The sequence below is a fragment of the Nocardia sp. NPDC006982 genome (genome assembly GCF_042869435.1).
Classification (GTDB): domain Bacteria; phylum Actinomycetota; class Actinomycetes; order Mycobacteriales; family Mycobacteriaceae; genus Nocardia.
Map to the genome: position 1 here is coordinate 1 of NZ_JBIAFV010000006.1, position 19,076 is coordinate 19,076.

A 19,076-nucleotide genomic window follows, 5' to 3' on the forward strand; every position below is an offset into this window, starting at 1 on the left:
AGAGAAGCCGGATCAGCGGACTCGCGAGTAGGCCGATACGGCCAGAACGTGGCCACCGCCCCACCGGCGATGACCGGTTGCGGCCCCGGCAACGGGGTCAGCGCGATCGGATAATCGGCGTTCGATAGCCATCGAGTCACCGCGACGGCCGCGGTAGCGCGTTGACGCCGCAGCTCGGTCGCGGGCGCCAACCGCACTACGACAGAACCGACCAGCCACACCGCGTTCGATCGGTGATGCAGCATCACCGCCTCCTCGGCGCCTGCAACACCGAATTCCGCGCACACCGCCCCCAGAGCGTCGTGGCCCGGCAGACCACTGTCGATCACTTCGCCTCAAGGGTGTCGGTGATGTGAGATCGCATATCGGTCACCAGGGAATCGCGATCGTATTGGGCCGCAATCCGATTCAAATCGCCCAGCCGGGTATAGCAGCGCCGCGAGGTCAAGCCACCGATCTGTTCGATCGCAGTGTCACAGTAGACAGCGGCGCTGTCGTGGTCACCGGCCTGCAGGCACGCCCCAGCCAAGGTCGGCAGAGCCACAGCCTTACTGCGGGCATGTTCGAGGGCGTGACCGTTGACGGCGGCGCGCAGCAGCTGCACCGCTCGCGGAGCGTGATCCCGATCGTGCGTGGACAGCAGATAGTACGAATGCCCGTGCTGGGCGGAGATTTCGGCGGGCGTAATGAACGCCGCCCACGGGGCAAGGCTGCTTCGATCCACCTTCGCGTAGAGATCCTGCGACTGCTGGATCAACCGATGCGCCGCGGCGGCGTCGCCACGGGCCGCCCAGCACCACGCCGTCACCGACGCGATATACGCCGCAGTGACCGTAGAGACCGGATAGCGGCGGCTACTCGCGGTCACGGCCGCGGTCTGCGCGCACCGCAATGCGTCGTCGAGCATCCGCTGCTGGTGGTCACGTTCCACGCGAGTTGGTGCCGTCCACAACGGCCGCCACAGATGCAGCGCCTGGTGTGCCAAATCCAGCAGGATCGCCACCGACAAATCCGTACTACGCGGATGATCGGCACCCTGACCAGCGGCCCACAGAGCGTATGACCACACTCGCCGCGCGGCATCATGATCTTCCACGTCGTAAGCCAGCCAACCGGTCACCCACGCCAGCTCCGCCGTAGCCACCCACAACCAGGGTCGCAATACCGCGCTGCACTCGACGTGCTCGTAGGAGCGAACCTCATGCAGCTGTGCCAGGGCGGCATCGCGATACAAGCCGCTGCCACGGGCCAGCCCTTGGCGGCGAAAGAAGTCGGCAACTTCCTCGATCGCTTCGATGTCGTTGGCGCCGATCAGTGTGCGCGGTGAGGATTTCACTCGCGTGGGAAGCGCGCTGCCGAGCCGATCGAGTTCCGGATGCAGATTCGAGCCCAGCGCGGTGGCTGTCGCCAGAGAGAGGAAGTCACGTCGGTACACCCAACTCACCTCCTCATCGACAAGGCTACCCGGCTCGCTCCAGAACCCCATCGTGCTCGCAGGGATCCCCAGCGCCATGGAGATCCGGGCACCGAGAGAAAGCCCAGTGACCTTGTGGCCCTTGTTCTCGATCTCCGAGACCCGGCCCTGGCTCAACCCCACCAGCTGCGCCAACTGGCCCTGGCTCAACCCGGTTTCTGTCCTGACCGCGCCGAAAACACTCCCGAAATCCTGTTGCGCCAACGCCTTACGCATAGGTGGCGAGTCGAAGAATCCCGGTGGGATCAACCGCTTGAACCCCGCCACCGATGCACACTTCGCGCACAAATCGCCCACGTGCCCCGCAGTCAGCGATCCGCTACACGAGCGACAACATCTTTTGTTCATCCTCAGCTCTCCCCCATCAGCATGGGCCGCTACGCGGCTTTCCGGATTCTGCTGGCGTCCACCAGATGTCGCGATCAGCGAGTGACTTGCACACGGCTCGCGCACCGGGCCCGACCGGTGGACCAGCCGCGGTTCGGTGCTTGCACTCTTGGGCATGCGCCACTCGGCAACCGACCCTCACCCAGCTCGGCGGAAGTTTCGTCACTGTGATGCCGCGGGACTATGTCCTCGGCAGTGTCGTTTCCTGCCTCGACGATGTGCCGATCCCACGTGATTGCGGCTCTCATGCACACCGCCTCACGCATCGAGGCGTCGATTGGATTCGGTCACCAGCAGATCCAGATCGAGCATGTTCCAACTGCGCCAACCCATCTCGCGCCCTGCCAGGACCGCTGATGCCAGAGCCGTGGTGATCGGGAACCGTTGGGTATGGCGATCAGGATCCAGATACCAGCTGTGCACCCACAATTGCCGACAGGTCTGGACAAGATCGACATGAGAAACGGTGAGATCGTAGGCGGTGTCAACCATGATGTGTTCGAGGTCACCGCAGGCGCTGACGTTCTCGCGCTCGGGCCACATCTGGATCAAGCTATCGATGCTGGACAGAGCCTCCGGGTCGGTGATGTCGTGACTGAGTTTCGCCAGGCCGGAAAGCATGTCGTGGCCGGTGATGACCTCAACGTGCACGTCGATCTCGAATAGGCGGTCGTCGATGATCCCCCCGAAGACCTCGGGGGTGTAAGCGGAGGAGTCCAGCAACTCGTAGTCGAAGACGAAGCCACGCCCGTCGTTGAGGTCGAGCGGGTGATCGGCGTCGAAGCGCACATACACCAAACCGATGCCGATATCGGTCACCGCCATCGAGGCCACCATCCGGCGGCTGCCCCTCCTCGCTCCCGGATCACCGAACGGTTTGCCGGGCCGCAACATATTCGATTTCGTCATCTCGACCATGGATGTACTCCCGCAGCCCCGATACTGTTGATCAGCTCATCTGCCGCAGGACCTCCAGCGGGTTCACCCGATGTGTCCTCGACAGTGACGGCCGGGACACAATCCCATCGCAGTGGTGGACCTCCACGCAGGACACGGTCGATGTTGGCGGTCAGTATGTCGGCCACGGCGAGGTTCGCCTCCCGCGTGCAGGCGGCGATGCCTGGTGTGTGAATGACGTTGCCACGACCCAGGATCGGATCACCGGCCGCGACGGGCACCGACTCGTAGACATCAGTCGCCCAGAAAAGTTCATCGGCCAGCACACGGGCGCGCAACGCCACAAGGTCGATCCCGCCGCCGCGCACTGTCACCACCAGCGTTCTGCTGGCCAACTGCGCGACAATCTCGCCAGTCAACGGAGGTGTGCTCGAATTTCCCGCGACGACAACGATATCGGCGACCGAGGCAACCTCATCGAGCTGAATGCGCCGCGCCCCCACCTCCTGGAAATCTGTCTCCTCGACGCCCGGGTCCACCGCCCACACCCGTGCCCCCATCCCCACACACAAGCCGATCACCGCGCGACCCACCGGGTCTATCCCGATCACAGCGACCTGCTTGCCGCACACCGTGCCGTTAACGAAGCTCGGGTGGTCGGTGAACTGCCAGCTCGGGCGCGGCCACGGCCCGGCGGCGGCAATGATGTTGTGCCAGGTACAGATCTGACGCAGGGCGTTGATCATCAGCCCGATCACCATTTCCGCCTGTGACCGGGCGCGACCGCGTGATCCATCCACGAACACGATGCCCCGCTCCGCGAGTCGGTCGGCGACGGCGAGCTTGCCGCCGCCGGTCACCCCCGCCACCACTTCCAGCTTGGTCAGTGCCGCGATGTCCTCGGCGTCGGGCTCGACATCAATCACGACCAACGCGGGCACTGCCCCGATCCCGTACAGATCCCGGATCCGCTGGCCCGCACCGAGACTGGCGAACACGACAGTCAGGTCGTGGTTGACCAGCCCGGCCCGCAACCGGGCCCGCAGATACGGCCAATTCGCGCGCAAATGCCCATCGTCGACGACCAGCACATCCGGCACGTCCACCGAAACTCCCACGTCCATCGGGTGTGTTCTCCCCTTCATCAAGTGTCGAATCCTGATGCTCTGGCAACCGCTCTCGCCCCCGACCGGATCCGGAGGGCGGTCAACCACCCCGTCACGTGTGGACCCGGCGATCGCACGGCCCGTCGCTGACGGCGAACTCGGTCACGGTGTCGCAGCCGACTGCGGTGGCCGGTGCGGTGTCCACACTCGTCGAGGCCTGTGGGTCGGCGGGAGCAAGAACGTGGTCGACCAGCAGACGCAGACCCGCCGAGGTGGTGGCCTCGTCGAAGTCGATGGCGGCGTGCCCGATCACGATCGACAGCAGCATCGCGGCGGCGGTTGCCGGGGGGACGTCGGGCTCCGTACCGGTTTCGTGGAAAGCATTGGCGATGAAAGTCGTTGCAGTGCTGTGGATATTGCACAACCGTCTTTGCGTGTCGCGATATTCACCGGCTGCGTCGAGGGCGTGTTCGAGGCGTATCCAGCCGGGATGGGTGATCGCGATGTGCATCCAGGTCGTAACGGTGGTCAGGAGGTGATCGTGGTCGCGGACCTGATACCGGTGCACGCGAGCGTGGGCACGGCGATATACCTGTTCGAGCACGGCGACCGCGAGTGCGTCCTTGGTCCGGAAGTGACCTAACACCGCCCCGTAGGTGTATCCAGTGCGTTCGCCGATCGCCTCGATCGACGTCGCTGGGTAGCCATCGGTGAGGAACAAAACGGTGGCGGCATCGAGAACACGCTGACGGGTCCGCTGCTGGCTTTGCTTGCGAGACAAGCGAAGTCCGGTCGGCAGCGGCGCGGGATCGATCGCGCTCTCGGGAGTGTGTGTGGTGGGGTCGGTCATCTCCGTGGTGTCTCCTGGTGCGGGCGGGGTTGGAGGCTTGGATCCGTGGTCATCGGGTCGGGCTCGTACCCGGCCGGAGCTGGTGAGTCTCGGTCCCGGATGGGTTGGTAGCGCGCGGCCCTGGGCCTTGCATACCGGTTGCTCGGCACGGGGCGAACGTTGATCGCTTCGGGTCCTTTGGGGCCCGCAACGATGTCGTAGGTGACCCACACTCCGTGAGTGAGGAGAGAGGTGTCGGGGTTCGCCAGCCCGGAGCAATGCACGAACATGTACGCCTCGCCGGGGCGCACGATGAATCCGAACCCGCGTTTCCTGTCGAACCATTTGATGGCTCCCTCGGCCATGACCTTCTCCGACTCCTTGGTGGTAAGTGACTGTTCGGGGCGCGCCCGCAAGCCTGGGCGGTGCGGTATCGCGTGGTGTGGTTCAGCGGCGGCTGTGCCCGGATTCCCACCACGTCACGCAAAGGCCCGACAACGCGCGGTAGATCTGCGACCAGTAGGTGCCAGATCGGTGATGCAGGGCCAGGACAACCTGCTCCCGGACACACAGCCGGACATCGGTGTAAAGGAACCGCACGGTCGGCCGTGGGAGGCGGGGATCCAGGAACGGGTCGTTGAACCAATACCCGTCGAGTGCCTCGGTCAAGGTCTCACCGAGGTAGCAGCCGAACCGCGTGAGCAGCGAATCGTCGGGATCGGCGGTTTCCAGAGCGGTGAAGCGGGCGAGCAGAGCCTGCTCGGCGACACGGATGCCGGTCTCGGAGTAGCGGTCCGGCGGCAGCTGCGGCACGTCATGGGTGACGAACCGGTCCAAGGCATCGGTCTTGTACGCGAGCCATTCCACCCAGACCGGGGCGAGTTGGTCACTCAGCGACCGCCGCGAAATGCTCGGGTCGACGGTGCTCACTGCGAACCCGCCTCCGTGGCGGTGGTGTGGACCACCTCGACCAGGGCGGCGAACGGCGGCCGGGCAGCGCCGTCGGGCACGTGCATCCAGCACCGCTTCTCGTTACCCGGGGTCGGCAGCACAATCAGCGCGCCCGAGACCAACGGCACCGCACCACATTTGAACAAATCAGCCGTCAGCTGAGCGGTATTGTCCGTCGGTGTGGGGCCGTCGGCCAAAAACACCCACAGACGATGCCCGACCGAGAACACCGGCACGGCCCCGGAGCCGAACAAGGCTCTGACCCGCGGGCCGAGACTGCTTGGTGTTATCACCGCCGACACCGACCCGGCAACCATCGTGATCGCATCGGTGCGCGGATCACGGAAAGTGTTGAACCCGAACTGATCCCGATACACCCGCCGACGCTCATCGATCATCGCGCGTTCGGCGGCCGGGGCTTCGGCATCGGTGGTCTCAGAGATGGAAACCGTCGCTGTCGTCACTGGATTGTCCTTTCGAATTCGACCGGGGCATTCACCAGTCGCGCGGTCCGCGCGACATCCAGTCGTGGTGTGCAAGTGCGGCGGCCGGGGGCCACTCGACGGGTTGACGCGCGGGTCGGGGTATCCCCAGAGCCCGCCGCAGGGCAGCGCCGGAGTGCTGGGGGCGCACATCGTCGTCGACGGTGACCTCCAAGTACGCGGTCATGCCCAGTTCAGCGGCGACACTGTGGATTTGGTCGGCACTGCCCTGGAAGTCCAATGCGAGCGGACCTGAATCGATGTGGATGTCCCGGATGCGTTGGAGTGGATTCATCAGCGCAACCCCGAGCTGGCGATGAACTCACCCGGTCGCCCCGAAGCGTGGACGCGGGGCCAATAGCCAGGCGGCAACAGCGTCCACACCTCGCAGTCGCGACGCACCACGTCGAGCCAACCGGTCAGATGCAACACGCTCGGCACGATCACCACACCGATTCCCGATGCAGCGAAACTGGCCAGCAGCACACTCAGGTTCGCCGAACGCATCACCGAAACCGCACGCAGATCAAGCCGCGCGTAGCGAGCAGCCTCGCGGATGGCCTGCACATCGGTCGCGGCCTGCGGCCCGGATCGGTCCAAGCTCACAATCCCGTAGGCCCGCACGCGCGGCCCGGTCATGACCAGTCCCCGGCGTTCGACCCGCTCAGACCATTATCGACGCAGGTGGGGTATGCGGCGTCCTCACCCATCGCGCCCGGCCTTCCCGGTGGCGGCGCGCGCCCGGTGACCGAGGGTGTCGTTGAGGGTGTGGGTGGTCAGGACGCGGATCCGGCGTGTGCTGGCAGTGATGGCGTGTTGGCCGTCGGGGAGGTGGGTGTGGTCGGGGACAATCACCGCGACCACGGCTGGGTCGGCTGCGGCGGCGCGGGTGAGTGCAGCGACGGTTTCACCGTGGGTGTGGTGGTCGAGATAGGTTCCGCCCCAGCTGTATCCGTACTCGGCGGCGCGGGCACGCATCGGCGCACCGACATTGATCACTGTCTTCCCGACCGGGATGCGGGCAGTGTCGATGTAGCCGAGCACCACCGGCGCTGACTCGGGGATAGGTTTGCATTTGGACCGCAACATCAGTCATTCACTCCCCAGGGGTGCGTCGGCGCGGGTATTCGCGGTGCGGATGGTGGTGGGATGAACCGATCCACATTGGCGGGGTCGGGCGCGATGCCGGGCTATCTACCGGTGACGTGATCACTACCGAATCGTGGATTGGAGGATGCGCGTTGGGCTCCTCGGCAGAAGGCTCGTCGGCGGCCGGTGCGCGCCAGGGTGCCCGCACGGCCAGCGCCGACACGGCCTCGTCGTAGTGGTCGATCCATTGGGCCAACCGCGTCCACATCTGGTGATAATCCAACAGATCCACGTAGCAGTCGGGAAGCGATTGATCGGCTCGTGCCGGTCGCCGGATACTGCGGCCACGCCGGTTCGCTTGTGCCGAGAGGCGAGTGATTCGCCCGATCCGATCGGCAACTGCTCTCAGGTCCTTGGCCGGCAGATCAGGCAGATTGCGCATCAACGCGTCAGCAACCCTGTCGAGCAGGGCCTTGTAGTTTCGATCGAACTGTCCGACGGGCCGGGTTCCGAGCTCAGCACGGAACCCCAGATCCGACGCGTGAAGTTCCGCCAGCGCGTGCGACAGCCGCACGATGGCTTCCGCTGCGGGTCCGCCCTTAGCCTCGACCGACAGGCCCCAAGCAGCCCGCGTCAACTCCGACTTCGTCGGCAGCACCATCTCGACAGCCGCGGTCGCGGGCACTCGTTCGACCAGCACCAGTCCCACCGTCGTCATCGCTGCCCCCGGTCATCAGGGACAGTCCAGAACCACATCTCCGCCCGGGTGAATCGCTGTCGCAGAGCAACCGGAATGTCCTGCAGGTGCGCTCGCGATGGGGTCACGGCGTGAAAGCTGACGGTGCGCAGCATCTCCTCGAACAACCGTCTCGCAGCAGATTCGGGCGCCTCAGCGTCATCGGAATCCGCAGCTGCCGAGGCGTGGATGATGGTGCCCAGGGCGAACGACTGCGCGCGGATGAACCTTTCGACACCATCGCGCCATCCGGGCTCGGCCAGGTCATCTCGGATGTAGACATGCATTACCGCTGTAGCCACCGCGGCAACCTCCGTTTCTTGACAAACGCTCCCCGGGGACCGCCGTTGTCAGCGGCCGCCAAAGATTGAATAGCGGAGCGATTAGGAAAGCGGCCTCAGGGATCGACCGCAACGGGCCCGAGCTACGAAAACCATTCCCGCCAAATCGGGTCATCAGGCGTGATTTGCATGGACCTCAGAATCGGTGCGCGACCGCATGTGCGGAACTGTCGCTTGATCGCGTTGCACTGACGTTTCGCTGACGTTCGGCGCCCGGCTCCGATTTCGAGACGGCCACTCCGTACCAATCCTCATAGGCGTGGCGGCGTGTCCATACATCCCGTGCCGTGGTGATTGTTCTCATGACACTCCTCTGTGAAACGGACCGACGTCCGCGGTGCTGATTTCACCCTGGCCTGCGGAAATCCGGTGTGGAAGGACTTTGCTGTGGACAGAAACTTTGTCAACAGAGCGTGGCCGAGGGTGTGGGATGCTGGTCACGAAGGAAAGGGGCGCATGGACACCGACTTCCAGACGGCGCTGGCCGCCAGGGTTGCACAGGCGCAGACCGCCGCACGGATACCCAGCTTGACCGTCGCGGTGGGTCTCGACGGCGTCCCATTTGCGGCAGCCTCATCCGGGTACGCGGACGTCGAGAACCTAACGCCAGCCACGATCGACAGCATCTATCGCATCGGGTCGATCACGAAAACGTTCACCGCGGCGGTCACGTTGTTACTGGCCCACCGCAGTGATCTGAGCCTGAACGCCACCGTCGATTGCTATCTACCCGACACACCGTTCGGGCATCTGCCACTTCGGATGCTGTTGTCGCACAGCAGTGGGCTGCAACGCGAAGCCCCGGTGGACATGTGGGAAAGCATGCAAGGACCGACAGGCGCCGAACTTCGCGACGCGTTTCAGGATGTTGAATTGGTCGCCGATCCGGGACAGCGGTGGCATTACTCGAATCTCGGATACGCCGTGCTCGGCCAGATCATCGAAAACGTCAGTGGTCAACCGTGCGAACAGCTGATCGAGCAGAGACTGCTAGCTCCGCTCGACCTTTCTCGGACGAGTTGGACACGCCCTGCCGATGCGGCGATCGGTTACCGGCTGGATCCGTATATCGCCACGGTCCATCGCGAACCGGTAATGGACCAAGCCTCGATCGGTGTCGGCGGCCAAATGTGGTCCACGCCAGCCGATCTCCTGCGCTGGGGACACGCACTCGCCGGAGGAGAACCCGATGTTCTTCCTACACCGGTCGTCGACAGCATGCACACCCTGCAGGTCATGGTCGACACCGCGGCATGGACCAAAGGCTGGGGCCTCGGGTTGATCCTGGAACGCAGAGGCGGCCACGTTTTTGCCGGGCACACCGGCGCGATGCCGGGCTTCCAGTCCGCACTGACGTTGGACCGTGCTACCGGAGTAACGGTGGTTGCTTTGGCCAACGCCACCCGGGGGATCAAACCTGCTGACCTCGCCGCCGAAACCCTTTGCGAGGCAATCGCATCCCAGCCTACACAACCGCCACGCGAGTGGCAGCCGGTGTCGTGTCCACCGGAGATCCGTCCGCTTCTCGGCAGCTGGTGGTCGGAAGCCGACGAAACGGTGTTCCGGTGGGAGCACGACGGCCTGCATGCAAGCCTGGCCGATGACCCGCTCGCCAGCGACACCCGCTTCGAAGCGGAAGGGCCGGGACGGTTCCGAGCAGCGGAAGGCCGGTTGCAAGGCGAGCTGCTCATTGCCGTGGACACCGGTGGAGGCATCGAGATGCGTTGGGCGACTTACCCACTCACACGCACGCCCCGATGAAGACCTCTAACCGGTCAGCAGTTGGTGTCACTGCGTGATCACCGGATGCACGCAGTTTCAGAAGGATTGAACGGAACATGCGCGCAACCCGAGGAGTAATGGAACTGGCTGTTACGGCATCCATCGCATGATTCACCGCCGCTGCTGCGGCTTCATCCTCACCCATTCGCAATTGGGCCTCGGCTTGTTCTAGTTGCCAGATCGTGCGATTGCGCAGAAAGGCCACTGGGCTGGCCGAATCCTGCTCACGCAAGGACTCGACGGCGTGCCGTGGCTGCCCGAGATCCAACAAGCACGAACCGCGATGCCCAGCCAAGGCAGCGTCATCGAACACGTCCAACCAGACCGGGTCGGGCTCTTGTGGCTGATGCCGGGACAGCTCCGTTTCGGCTTCAACGAGCATCTTCGTGCAGAGGTTGGCTTCGTCCATTCTCGCGTGTGCACGCGCGGCGATGGTGGCCACGAATGCTGCCAAGCGCCGATTTCCACTGCGCCGGGCCCATGACATCGCCCCATAGGCTCGCTCGGCACCCTGGGCTGGATCCCCGCTCCAGGTGCTCATGAAGGCGGCATTTGGACCGCCGACGAACGCAATTAGGTCCATTGCGCCGATCCGTTCTGCCGTCCGCCGGGCATTGGCGAACGCATTCTCGGCTAATGAGACGCTGCCTCGATCGAACAGCATCCAACCGGCGAGTTGATGCGCTTCAGCGATATTCCGCAGTAACTGCGCCCTCTGCGACTCGTTGACCCGCGATACGAACTTCTCGGCCATCTTCGCCTGGGCCACCACCTCGGGTAGGCGTTTGGCTGCCATGGTGTGGTCAGCCATGCGGACCTCCGTGATCAGATCACGAAGCGACGGCCCGACGAGGTCTGGCTCCAACGAAATATCTTGAGGCTGAAGGACAATATCGGTGAACGGGGCGGCGAGCCGATTCAGCTGGCCTCGAGCATCGAGGGCTCGGTCGAGCCGGTCGACCAAGTCAGGATGCGGCCGACGCTGTGCCGTCTCGATCCTCCACAGCAGATCGTGGCTGACCAGCACGTGTGGGGCCAACTGCCGCAATGAAAGGCCGGCGGCCTTACGTCGGGCGCGCAGTTCGGCACCGAACAGCGTTTCCGCGGTTTCCCGCGGATCGGATTGGCGAAGGGCTGGTCGCACGAGGCAATTATTGCCTCACACAATCCGGTTGACCAGCGATCTCGCGGCAGACACGGTCGGTGTGCAGTGCCAGCCGTCATTGACGCCACTTCAACGGCGAGGTGGTCAGTGCCGCGTCGGCTATACGTATCGCGGTGGTTGTCTTCAGCCGAGCGCGGGAGTCGGTGATCCATTCCTGTATGAGCGTCTTGCCCGCGGCGCGATATTCGAGTGCCTGGAACAAGCACTCGAGACGGTCGGCGTCGCGGGCACAGATCGCCTCGACGGTGGCTTGGGCTTCGAACTAGGCGACAGTGTCGTTCAACAGCTTTCGCAGGGGTTCGGGCATAGCGGCGACTTGTGCGGCGGTGACGGCTTCGTGGTCGACGCTGGTGTCTCCCGGGGTCGTGGCGGATTCGGGAGGCTCCGTTCACGTGAGTTTGTCGCTAACTCGGCAGCGTCTGGAGTTGACGTTGGATTCGGTCGATTTCGTTGTGAGCGGTCTGCTGTCGAGTGCGGATACCTTCAATGACATCGGCAGGCGCTTTGGCAAGAAAGCCGTCGTTGTTCAGTTTCTTCACTGCGGCTTCGAGTTCCTTTTGCGCCGATCGAGTGGTTGTGTGCAGTTGGGCTCTGCGGCGCCATGATCACCCTCAGACGCGGCAACGCCGATGTGCCGGATCATTCGAAGGATTTCTCGCGGCCACTGCCGAAGTGGACTGCATGCGTTTCATTCAGCTGGTCCGCGTCGCTGGGTACGGAGGACAGCTACAGATAGAGTCGGAGCCATGCATGTCCTTGTACCGCACGCAGATGCTGCCCAACTTATGGGAGGCGCGCCGGACGGTGTCGACCTGGACTTCTGGCCGGGTACTGATGACTATCCGGAGAACTTCGAGCGTACCGAGGTGTTCATTCCTCCCTGGTGGGCGAAGTCGCGAGCGGTTCACGAAATTCGCCGAATGCCGAAGCTCAAGCTAGTTCAAACTCTCGGCGCCGGTTACGACTGGATTGCCCCCGCGCTTCCATCCGGAGTTAAGTTGGCGAACGTGCCGGGTGTCAACGCGCGTCCCGTGGCCGAGTGGGTTCTTGCGGCGCTTCTCAGTCTCCTCCGCGAATTTCCGCAGTTCCTTCGTGATCAGATGAACGCGAAATGGGACCAGCGTCGCACCGGAGAATTGGGCGGAAGCAACGTCCTGGTCATCGGATACGGAGCCGTTGGAAAGCAAGTCGCTACCCTATTACGGGCCTTCGAAGCCGAAGTTGCAGTGATGGCCAGCGCGCGACGTCCCGGTGTCTTTGGGCCTGCGGACTTACCAACTCTGATCGCGAGGGCCGACGCCATTGTTGTGGCAGTTCCGCTGACCCCCTCAACGTATCGCATGATCGATGAAGATTTTCTGCGGAACATGCGTGACGGAAGTGTGCTCATCAATGTCGCGCGCGGCAGTGTCGTGGATACCGATGCCCTTGTGGGCGAACTTAAAACAGGTAGGATTCGCGTAGCACTCGATGTCACAGACCCGGAGCCGCTGCCGGCCGAGCATGAACTCTGGACGCTGCCGGGCGTGCTGATCACGCCACATGTAGCCTCCGTCGTGCCGTCATTCCTGCCGAGTTCGTATTCGCGCGTACGCGAACAGCTAGTAAGGATCGTGAACGGCGACGCGCCGTTGAACGTGGTAGCCGGGTAGCCGGACTCAGGAGGCAAGCGTCTTTATCTCCGCCTCCAAGCGCCTCGTCAGCGGATGAGCTTCACCGAAAACCAGCTTGTCGATCTCGTATGCACGTGACAGAAGTCCGACGGCTTTGCCTTTGTTGCCCAATCCGACCTCCGCTTCAGCGAGCCCTCGAACGCACCGCGCTATGTGCGGATGTTGTGGGTCGTAGTAGGCGTCGAGGATCCGCAACGCTCGTTCGTGGACGTCGCGCGCTGCGGCCGGACGACCCTGCAGGAAAAGGACTCGGCCTAGGCCGTCGAGGCAGCGGGCTGTGTAAGGGTGACTATCACCGTAGGCGTCGGTGAATATGCCTTCGGCCTTACGGTGGTCGATTTCGGCACCGTCCAGCATGCCCAGGGCCGCCTTGGTCAGCCCTAGGCCATCGAGACTCCAGCCGACATCGGCATGCCGGTTCCCGTACCAGGCGATGCGAATTGATAGACCACGTTCCTGTTCAGCGAGGGCCTGGTCCAGGCGGCGCATGGCACGGTGCACACGGCCGAGGTTGCTGAGGGTCCTCGCTACGGTCGGATGCTCCGTGCCGTAAGCCTCTTCGGTGATGCTGAGGGCCTCGAGATATGCGGCCTCCGCCTCGTCGAGCCGCCCGGATGCGTGATGGACAAGACCAATGGCGTTCAGCGTGGCAGCCACCTCCGGATCCCGTTCGCCAACAAGGCGAATGAATATTTCCAGGGCACGGGTGTGGGCGACTCGTGCCTTCTCTAGTTCGCCGAGGTCGCGCTGAACCAGGCCCAGACTGTTGAGGCTCGTCGCTACGGAACGAGAATCCTCTTCTCCCAGCGAGGTTGCAATATCAACTGTCCGTTCGGAAATCCATCGGGCCTGCCGCAGCTGCGCCTGTCCGTACTGGTTGTGTATCGCCAAGTAGCGCGAGACATGCCCAACGAGAATTTTGGCAAGGTGGAGCTCTGATCGTTGACTGACGCTGTGATCGAGTACGGTCAAGGCATGCGGAAGAAGTCTCGCGCACTCGCCCCAATTTGTGATATCCGTGACGTCTTCCGGAAAGGCAGCCGCTAGAAGACGAACCGCTGCCCCTGACCATTGCTGGCCTTGCCCGGCACTGAGGCTCTCCCGGATCACCAGCTGTACAAGGCGATGCATCGAAAGGCTTGTCTCCGACACGTTCACAATCGAGTACCTGCTGGCCGCGCTCAGCATGGCGTTGAATTGCAACGGATCCGAGAGTGCCGGACGTAAGGTTTCCGGCATGGTCGCCGCGTATCGGAGCAGCATGTTCCGGTCCACCCCCTCGGCGGAGAGGTGCGACAGAAGATTCAGTAGTAATTCGGCACTTGGTGAGATACTGCATAGCTTCTGAAGCGATATCGACCATGTGGTTGCGACGGTGTCTTCGTGATTCGCCGGCCGTCCCTGGCGGGACATCGCAGCACCTCGGGATTGAACTAATTCGAGATATGTCATCAACGAAATGTTGGATTCCTCGATATAGGCGCCAGCCTGCTCTAGAGCGAGCGGGAGATCGCCGAGGATCTCGGCGATCTTGTCAGCAGCCACCCGGTCCGTCGTTCCTGTTCGCGAGAGTAGGAACTCGACGGATTCGAATCTTTCCAGGACATCCACCTTTATAGTCGTCGCATATCCCCGCCACGATGGATTTCTGGACGTCACGATGATATGCCCTCTCGTGTCGGCTGGACGAAATGGCATCAGATCCCGAGGATCCTCGACATTATCATAAATCATCAGCCAATTGTCGTGCGCTCGCAGCCAATCTCGGAGCGGCCCCATGCTATCGCTATGGGTGTCGGTGGAATACACACCCAACCTGATCGCCAGCTTATGCAGTGATTCGGCGACTACTGCTGACCGCTCGGCTGGGATCCACCAAATCAGCTCGTACCGAGCAAGATTTCGATACGCGTAGGCAAGCGCCAGCTGCGTTTTACCGACGCCACCCATTCCTGAAATGGCTATTGTCTGAACTACTGCCGCAGTCAACTGTTCATCTAAATTCTGTTCGACAGCAGCAAGCACATCCTGCCGCCCAACGAAGTTCAATGTCAGGCTCGGCAAATTGGAGATGCGTGGCACCGAAGAGCGTGTTGACCCGATAGCATCCGATGGCACATCCACACCGACTTCGATCTGCGGGCCGACCTCCGGTTGGTGCCACCCGGTCACCACACTGGCGGTCGGTATATCGGCACGAAGTGGTGTTGTCTCCCGTGGACGCCGCGGCGCCTGCCCGCCGTGCTGCCCCAGAACTCGTGGCTCCAATTCGGCGGTGCCTGCGACGTGACCCAAAGCCGGAGCCGAAGGCGATTCGGGATCGTCAAGGCCGAGACCGAGGTAGGGCTTGGGGATGTCGAGGCCCTCGGCGATGCGGACGAACACGTCGTAGCTTTCGATCTTCCTTCTGCCGCTGGCGATCTCGCGTACTCGTTGGTCGCCGAGGTCGGTGGCGCGTGCAATCGCGGCCCAGCTCCAACCGCGGCTGTGCAGAAATTGGAAGACCGACTGGATGTCTCGGGCAGCGAGCAGCTGACGCATCGGGATGCTCTCGTACTGCCCGCTGGTCCACCAGACAGGGTTGACCGGCTGTCGCGCGGGAATGTGCCCCCCAATCCACCGTCTGAACCGTCGATAGACGAGTCTAGCGGTGCAATTGGGGGACACATCAGCGCAATTCGATCAGGGAACGTCCGCACTTGAGGAAGCTTCGGGTGCTGGTGGTGCCGAGCAACTCCACGTGCGTGGCGATCAACGTAGCGAGAGGAGCGTCGGCTTCCTCTGTGCCGAGTGTGAAGCTTTCCTTGTCACTGCCGGGCCATTCGACAACCAAGCGCAGTCCGCCCGATTTGGCCGTGCGGCGCACCTGGTTGAGGCTGGGGACCTGGCGGGTGACCTTGACGAAGAGTTCGGCGAGGGTGGCGTCAGCCTGTTCGCTGCCGCTCACAACGGGCACGTCGGGAGTGTTGGAGTAGCGCCTCTGGGAGAACTGGGCCTTGAACCCGGCCCGGCATGACTCGGCGACCTCGAGTCCGTGAATTGCCGCTGTGACGTCGGAGGCCAACAGGGTTTTGACGCCCATCGGGTGAATTCTCCTGTCCTCCATCATCTTCTGGATCAGTGCGATCTCGGGGCTCAACAGCTCGGTCAGCGATTCGAGGTAAGCGGGCAGCAGCCGGTCAGGAGCGGACATGAGCTTGCCGAACACATCCTTCGGGTCGAAGGCGAGACCGACGTAGTTACCTTTGCTCTTGCTCATCTTGGCACCGGTCCCGTCGGTCCCCTCGATTAGACCGGTGGCCACGATGACCTCCGGCTTCTGCCCGTGGTTTTCCATGACTCGGCGGCACATCTGCATGTTCAGTAGCTGGTCGAGTCCACCGATCTCGATGTCCGCGGTGACCTCTACCGAATCCAATGCCATGACAACCGAGTACACCAGTTCCGCCATCGTCAGGCCGCTGCCGGCGCTGAGCCGATTGCGGAAGTCCTCACGCTGCAGGGAAACAGAGAGGGGAAGGTTCTCCAGCACGCCAATGAACCGGGGGAGGCTGAACGGTGCGAGCCATTCGCTGTTGAACCGGAAGTCGGCGCGGTGGAAGTCGAAAAACGGTGAGACTTGGTCGCGGTAGGACTGCATGTTGTGGCGAATATCGTCGTCGGTCAAAGGGGGGCGATCTGCAACCCGGCCAGACGGGTCGCCGATCTTCGCGGTGATGTCGCCGACAATGAATACAACCCGATGTCCCATGCGCTGAAGCCGGCTCGCGACGATCATCGGCACCGCATGGCCGACATGTACGTCTGCGGCAGTGGGGTCGATGCCGAACTTGACGATCAGCTGTCGACCGGCGTCACGGGCATCGGCCAGCAGCTCGGCGAGATGGTCTGACGATGGGAGCAGCTCCTGGGTGCGGGCGGCAATGATCTGGGCCTGCTCCGTGGGGGACAGGTCGGTCAGATCCATCCGTCGGCGTTCGCTGAGCAAGCCTAGGATCGCGTTGAGTTGCGGTCCTTCTCGCAGTTCGGGGGCTGACTCGAGAAGGTCCATCATTGTGGCTTGGGACGCACCGAGACGTGTGCTGTTGTGCATCATATGTCCAGTCCTGTTCGCAGTCGGTGAGGTCGCTTCCGGAACGTGTAGACGACCTTGAGGGTGTGTGGTCGGTCGTTGGCGAACAACTGCGGAATGTCGGATGGCAGAGCGCAACAAGTGGCGATGATCGGGGCGAAGTCGGCCGGTTGATTGCTCAGAATCTCGAGGGCGGCGGCGAAGTCGTCCTGGACGTCATTGACGCGGTATGCCTTGCTGCCTTGGAGGATTGATTCCTTCTCCAGGAGGCGGCGAACCGATAGATCAGCAGTCGCTTGCGGGTGATAGACCCCTAGTGCCACCACCTGACCCAGGGGTGCCACCGCGGCTGCTGCTATCGATATCGGTTCACTGCTGATGCCTCCTACGGCTTCGACAACGACATCGTAGCGGTTGGACCCAACGCTTCCCACAGTGACTGCACGATCCGCGAAAGTGGACAGGCGTTCGATTCGCTCGGCGGACTTGACCGCCACCGTGACCCGTCTGGCGTTTTGCTGGCGGGCACGCACTGCGGCCAGTGCCGCCATCGGCCCGTCGCCAATGACGAGAACTTCCAGTCCAGCCATCTCTATCGATCGAGTAGCGTGAACGACGCAGGCCAGGGGATCCGTCAACGTTGCCAGGGCGATATCGACGTTAGCGGGCAACCGGTACAGCTGGTCGGTGGTCACCTGAACTGCTCCGCTGAACCCACCGCGCTCGGTGTCGTGGCGGCCGATGCTGGCGTCATCGGCGCATTGTTCGGTCCATCCCCGTAGACACATCGGACACCGTCGACAGGGCTGCAGGGGCCGGATGGCTACCAATCCGCCGTCGTCCGGATGCTGGCCCACCAGCTCGTGGCCCAGGGAGGTGAGGGCGAAGCCGCTGCGGAAGCGTTGGATGTCGGAGCCGCATATGCCGACTGCAACGACCGGCACGGCCTGTTCAGTCATAGCCACCCCCGGACGGTGTGGTCGTCGCCGCCACTGGCGGTGATCAATTCCCGCAGTTTCGCCAATGCCGCTCCGCTGGATATCAATTCGCGAGCGAGGTCGAACGCTTCGGGAACGGTGGTGCCGATGTTGTCGAGGAGAAGCAGCGTCGCCGCGTTCACTGCCACCAGGTCGCCCAAGGCCGGGGCAGCGGTTCCGGTGAGAACGTCCACCACGATGCGTGCCTGCTCGGTTACATCAGAGCCCGGCACGAGGTCGTGCACGGAGTACGGTCCGACGCCGAGGACCTCTGCCAGTCCGAGGCGTAGGGTTCGACCCCGAACCCCTTCTCGGACACCGACGATCGATGTATCGCCGACAATGCCCACCTCGTCAATCCAGCTGAGGTTGTCCGGAGTTGAGGACACGACGAGCAAGTCTCCCTCGTGGTACCGGCGTAGTACCTCGAGCGACAGGCTGACGTTTGGATGTGCGATGCCGTACAACAAGGTGTCGGTCCTGATCGGCAGCAGCAAGGCCGGAAAGGCCAACGACAGCACATGCGGTGCGAAGAACAGTCCGCCATAGGCGGCGTCGAACCGGGGAACCATCTGCTCGATCTCGAAGATGCCCAGACCGCATTCGGCCATCACGTCCAAGGTGCGACCTGTACTTCGCGTGAGCTTGACCCCGAGCCGCTTCAAAATGTCGGCGGAGCCGGCCACCGACGAAGTGGCCGCTGATGCGCACTTCGCAACCCGGACGCCCCCGGCCGCAGCGACGATCGCCGCTGGCGTCGAGATGTTGGGCGTCTTGATCCCCTTCTTTCCACTCCCGGCGATCCCGACGACGCGTTCCCCATTAAAGGGGTGGGACGGCCGGGCGCCCAGGCGGAGTCCGTCGAGGGCTAGGGCCGCGTCGATGACACCGCTGGCCTCCTCAACAGTCGGATGTTTGGCCATCAGCCCGTTCAACAGCACACCGAGCTGGGCGCTGCGCATCCGCGGATCATCGATGTCGAGTACCGACCTCATGTAGTCGGAGGCTTCGCGGTAAGTCAGGCTCAACCCGGAGTTCAGCCGGCTCAGGTAAGAAGCGAAATGGGTGGGCTTGGAATCTTCGACAAGCCCCATCAGGTTCGCGTACACGCTGGC

General features: G+C 63.1%; 21 protein-coding genes and 1 pseudogene. 2 read left to right on the forward strand and 20 right to left on the reverse strand.

The window, feature by feature from the left end; all coding sequences use genetic code 11:
* The 13 genes and pseudogenes from ACFYOW_RS24185 to ACFYOW_RS24245 form a co-directional block, all read right to left on the reverse strand.
* Nucleotides 1–329: pseudogene (locus tag ACFYOW_RS24185) on the reverse strand (hypothetical protein); the annotation flags it as partial.
* Nucleotides 326–1,741 (reverse strand): helix-turn-helix domain-containing protein, encoded by a 1,416-nt coding sequence (locus tag ACFYOW_RS24190; protein ID WP_387291450.1) that lies wholly within the window; start codon nucleotides 1,739–1,741, stop codon nucleotides 326–328. The gene ACFYOW_RS24190 and the pseudogene ACFYOW_RS24185, both read right to left, overlap by 4 nt.
* A gap of 378 nt (nucleotides 1,742–2,119) precedes the next feature.
* Nucleotides 2,120–2,779 carry a hypothetical protein gene (locus tag ACFYOW_RS24195; protein WP_387291452.1) on the reverse strand — a complete coding sequence of 220 codons (660 nt, stop codon included), beginning with the start codon at nucleotides 2,777–2,779 and terminating at the stop codon, nucleotides 2,120–2,122.
* Complete coding sequence (locus ACFYOW_RS24200; protein ID WP_364346924.1) at nucleotides 2,767–3,882, reverse strand: NAD(P)-dependent oxidoreductase; 1,116 nt, start codon at nucleotides 3,880–3,882, stop codon at nucleotides 2,767–2,769. Before ACFYOW_RS24200 ends, ACFYOW_RS24195 begins: the two co-directional genes overlap by 13 nt.
* Nucleotides 3,883–3,976: 94 nt before the next feature.
* Complete coding sequence (locus tag ACFYOW_RS24205; protein WP_387291453.1) at nucleotides 3,977–4,714, reverse strand: TetR/AcrR family transcriptional regulator; 738 nt, start codon at nucleotides 4,712–4,714, stop codon at nucleotides 3,977–3,979.
* Nucleotides 4,711–5,058, reverse strand: coding sequence for a cold shock domain-containing protein (locus tag ACFYOW_RS24210; protein WP_364346920.1), 348 nt, complete (start codon nucleotides 5,056–5,058; stop codon nucleotides 4,711–4,713). The genes ACFYOW_RS24205 and ACFYOW_RS24210 overlap by 4 nt, the downstream gene beginning before the upstream one ends.
* An 82-nt stretch (nucleotides 5,059–5,140) precedes the next feature.
* Nucleotides 5,141–5,623, reverse strand: a complete 483-nt coding sequence (locus ACFYOW_RS24215) for a hypothetical protein (RefSeq protein ID WP_387291455.1) — start codon at nucleotides 5,621–5,623, stop codon at nucleotides 5,141–5,143.
* Nucleotides 5,620–6,108 (reverse strand): hypothetical protein, encoded by a 489-nt coding sequence (locus ACFYOW_RS24220; RefSeq protein WP_387291457.1) that lies wholly within the window; start codon nucleotides 6,106–6,108, stop codon nucleotides 5,620–5,622. The genes ACFYOW_RS24215 and ACFYOW_RS24220 overlap by 4 nt, the downstream gene beginning before the upstream one ends.
* A 31-nt stretch (nucleotides 6,109–6,139) precedes the next feature.
* Nucleotides 6,140–6,421, reverse strand: a complete 282-nt coding sequence (locus ACFYOW_RS24225) for a hypothetical protein (RefSeq protein WP_387291459.1) — start codon at nucleotides 6,419–6,421, stop codon at nucleotides 6,140–6,142.
* Nucleotides 6,421–6,765: a hypothetical protein gene (locus ACFYOW_RS24230; RefSeq protein ID WP_387291460.1), complete on the reverse strand. Its 345-nt coding sequence runs from the start codon at nucleotides 6,763–6,765 to the stop codon at nucleotides 6,421–6,423. The genes ACFYOW_RS24225 and ACFYOW_RS24230 overlap by 1 nt, the downstream gene beginning before the upstream one ends.
* Before the next feature lie 63 nt (nucleotides 6,766–6,828).
* Entirely contained in the window at nucleotides 6,829–7,215 is a 387-nt protein-coding gene (locus ACFYOW_RS24235; RefSeq protein WP_364346910.1) for a hypothetical protein, read from the reverse strand.
* A 7-nt stretch (nucleotides 7,216–7,222) separates the two neighbouring features.
* Nucleotides 7,223–7,933, reverse strand: a complete 711-nt coding sequence (locus ACFYOW_RS24240) for a hypothetical protein (RefSeq protein WP_387291462.1) — start codon at nucleotides 7,931–7,933, stop codon at nucleotides 7,223–7,225.
* On the reverse strand, nucleotides 7,930–8,253 hold the full coding sequence (locus tag ACFYOW_RS24245; protein ID WP_387291464.1) for a hypothetical protein: 324 nt from the start codon (nucleotides 8,251–8,253) through the stop codon (nucleotides 7,930–7,932). The genes ACFYOW_RS24240 and ACFYOW_RS24245 overlap by 4 nt, the downstream gene beginning before the upstream one ends.
* Before the next feature lie 495 nt (nucleotides 8,254–8,748).
* Here ACFYOW_RS24245 and ACFYOW_RS24250 point away from each other — a divergent pair, with 495 nt between their 5' ends.
* The gene (locus ACFYOW_RS24250; RefSeq protein ID WP_387291466.1) at nucleotides 8,749–10,053 is read left to right on the forward strand and encodes a serine hydrolase domain-containing protein; all 1,305 of its coding nucleotides are present in this window, start codon (nucleotides 8,749–8,751) and stop codon (nucleotides 10,051–10,053) included.
* On the opposite strand, the gene ACFYOW_RS24255 is transcribed toward ACFYOW_RS24250, so the two are convergent.
* The 3 genes from ACFYOW_RS24255 to ACFYOW_RS24265 all read right to left on the reverse strand — a co-directional run bounded on the left by ACFYOW_RS24255 (nucleotide 10,034) and on the right by ACFYOW_RS24265 (nucleotide 11,823).
* Complete coding sequence (locus ACFYOW_RS24255) at nucleotides 10,034–11,218, reverse strand: helix-turn-helix domain-containing protein (protein ID WP_387291468.1); 1,185 nt, start codon at nucleotides 11,216–11,218, stop codon at nucleotides 10,034–10,036. The two genes, ACFYOW_RS24250 and ACFYOW_RS24255, sit on opposite strands and share 20 nt — an antisense overlap.
* Before the next feature lie 76 nt (nucleotides 11,219–11,294).
* Nucleotides 11,295–11,441, reverse strand: a complete 147-nt coding sequence (locus ACFYOW_RS24260) for a hypothetical protein (protein ID WP_387291470.1) — start codon at nucleotides 11,439–11,441, stop codon at nucleotides 11,295–11,297.
* Nucleotides 11,442–11,643: 202 nt separating this feature from the next.
* Nucleotides 11,644–11,823: a hypothetical protein gene (locus ACFYOW_RS24265; protein WP_364346974.1), complete on the reverse strand. Its 180-nt coding sequence runs from the start codon at nucleotides 11,821–11,823 to the stop codon at nucleotides 11,644–11,646.
* A gap of 162 nt (nucleotides 11,824–11,985) precedes the next feature.
* Between ACFYOW_RS24265 and ACFYOW_RS24270 the strand changes: the two genes are divergently transcribed.
* The gene (locus tag ACFYOW_RS24270) at nucleotides 11,986–12,891 is read left to right on the forward strand and encodes a 2-hydroxyacid dehydrogenase (RefSeq protein ID WP_364346902.1); all 906 of its coding nucleotides are present in this window, start codon (nucleotides 11,986–11,988) and stop codon (nucleotides 12,889–12,891) included.
* A gap of 6 nt (nucleotides 12,892–12,897) precedes the next feature.
* Here ACFYOW_RS24270 and fxsT read toward each other — a convergent pair whose 3' ends face one another.
* From fxsT to ACFYOW_RS24290, 4 genes are all read right to left on the reverse strand, one after another.
* Complete coding sequence (gene fxsT / locus ACFYOW_RS24275) at nucleotides 12,898–15,453, reverse strand: FxSxx-COOH system tetratricopeptide repeat protein (protein ID WP_387291472.1); 2,556 nt, start codon at nucleotides 15,451–15,453, stop codon at nucleotides 12,898–12,900.
* Nucleotides 15,454–15,580: 127 nt separating this feature from the next.
* Nucleotides 15,581–17,008 (reverse strand): tyrosine--tRNA ligase, encoded by a 1,428-nt coding sequence (gene tyrS, locus ACFYOW_RS24280; protein ID WP_387291474.1) that lies wholly within the window; start codon nucleotides 17,006–17,008, stop codon nucleotides 15,581–15,583.
* Nucleotides 17,005–17,943 (reverse strand): alcohol dehydrogenase catalytic domain-containing protein, encoded by a 939-nt coding sequence (locus ACFYOW_RS24285; RefSeq protein WP_387292391.1) that lies wholly within the window; start codon nucleotides 17,941–17,943, stop codon nucleotides 17,005–17,007. Before ACFYOW_RS24285 ends, tyrS begins: the two co-directional genes overlap by 4 nt.
* The gene (locus tag ACFYOW_RS24290) at nucleotides 17,940–19,070 is read right to left on the reverse strand and encodes a hypothetical protein (RefSeq protein WP_387291476.1); all 1,131 of its coding nucleotides are present in this window, start codon (nucleotides 19,068–19,070) and stop codon (nucleotides 17,940–17,942) included. The genes ACFYOW_RS24285 and ACFYOW_RS24290 overlap by 4 nt, the downstream gene beginning before the upstream one ends.
* Nucleotides 19,071–19,076 lie beyond the last annotated feature (6 nt).